Genomic DNA, 1,742 nt, shown 5'->3' with positions numbered 1-1,742 from the left:
CAGCTCGACGCCGAGGCCCGGCTTGCGCGGCACCTTCACCTTGCCGCCGACGATCTGCAGCGGGTCCCGCGTCAGGAACTGGCCGTCCTGCCAGATCCAGTGGGTGTCGATCGCGGTGATCTTGCCCGGCGCGGCGGCCGCGACGTGCGTAAACATCGCGAGCGAAACATCGAAGTGATTGTTCGAATGTGAGCCCCACGTGAGACCCCAGTCGTTGCACATCTGCGCGACGCGCACCGAGCCCTGCATGGTCCAGAAATGCGGATCGGCAAGCGGAATGTCGACCGATTGCAGTTGGATCGCGTGTCCCATCTGGCGCCAGTCGGTCGCGATCATGTTGGTCGCCGTCGGCAGGCCGGTCACGCGGCGGAATTCGGCCATCACTTCGCGGCCCGAATAGCCGTTTTCCGCGCCGCACGGATCTTCCGCGTAGGCGAGCACGTCGTGCTGGTCGCGGCACAGGCGCACCGCTTCGGCGAGCGACCATGCACCGTTCGGATCGAGCGTCACGCGCGCGTCGGGGAAGCGCTCGGCGAGTGCCGTGACCGCTTCGATTTCAGCGTCGCCGGGCAACACGCCGCCCTTCAGCTTGAAGTCGTTAAAGCCATAGCGCGCCTGCGCGGCTTCGGCCAGACGCACGACCGCTTCCGGCGTCATCGCTTCTTCGGTGCGCACGCGCTCCCAGTCGTCGCGGCCGTCGGCGCCGCTCGCGTACGGCAGATCGGTCTTGTTGCGATCGCCGATATAGAACAGATAGCCGAGCATTTCCACTTCGTCGCGCTGCTGGCCTTCGCCTAGCAGGGCCGCGACCGGCACGCCGAGGTGCTGGCCGAGCAGGTCGAGCAGCGCCGCCTCGAGCGCGGTGACCGCGTGAATCGTCGTGCGCAGGTCGAACGTTTGCAGACCCCGCCCGCCTGCGTCACGGTCGGCGAACTGCGTGCGCACCTTGTTCAGGATCGCCTGCAGATTGCCGATCGATTGGCCGACCACGAACGGGCGCGCATCGTCGATGGTCTTGCGGATGTTTTCGCCGCCCGGCACTTCGCCGACGCCGGTATGGCCCGCGCTGTCGCGCAGGATCACGATGTTGCGCGTGAAGAACGGGCCATGCGCGCCGCTCAGATTCATCAGCATGCTGTCGCGGCCCGCGACGGGCACGACACGCAGTTCGGTGACGACCGGCGTGGCGTTCGATTCGGCAGATTGGGTGGACATCGGAAAAGCACCTGTGTGAGGAAGTGAGGCGGCCGCCGTGAGTTGCGCGTGCATCCGGGCCGCGCGTATGAAGCTGCGAACGCAAGATATGTTGTCTGATGACAGTCTAGCGCTAACCGTTTGTCCGGTAAAGGTCGGCGTTTACCCGAAAACCCCTGCTACCGTTGCGGATAGAGACGAATCGGGCCGCGCCATCGCAACATCGAGACGCACGATTTGAGCGAAACTAAGACGTCTGATGTCCTTATGTTTTGACACCCGAGGCCCGACCGGAACTATTGCCTCACCGCGCGTCGGGCGCGCACGGTGAGCACGAACCAACCGCTCCGAAGGCGTCGACAGCAGCGACCCCCTCGCCATGCACAGCATGTATCCCCCGCCGTAAGTCAGACCGCGCTCGTCGCGCCGAACATAGCGGAATCAAATAAAGTGCTGTGCCATACTTTGCTGCAAATCCGTCAATTAGCCACAAAAATGAGCAGCCTGACCGAGAAGGTGGTCGCCACCCTTTCCGAAGAAATCCGCCG

General features: G+C 64.2%; 1 protein-coding gene. It reads right to left on the bottom strand.

Going from position 1 to position 1,742, the window contains the following annotated elements:
* Positions 1 to 1,215: enolase C-terminal domain-like protein (locus VGH68_RS17690; protein ID WP_331604955.1), on the bottom strand; the 1,215-nt coding region annotated here is incomplete at its 3' end.
* Positions 1,216 to 1,742 lie beyond the last annotated feature (527 nt).

The organism is Paraburkholderia sp. (genome assembly GCF_036488505.1).
Lineage (GTDB): Bacteria > Pseudomonadota > Gammaproteobacteria > Burkholderiales > Burkholderiaceae > Paraburkholderia.
This window is presented reverse-complemented; position numbering and strand designations above follow the sequence as displayed.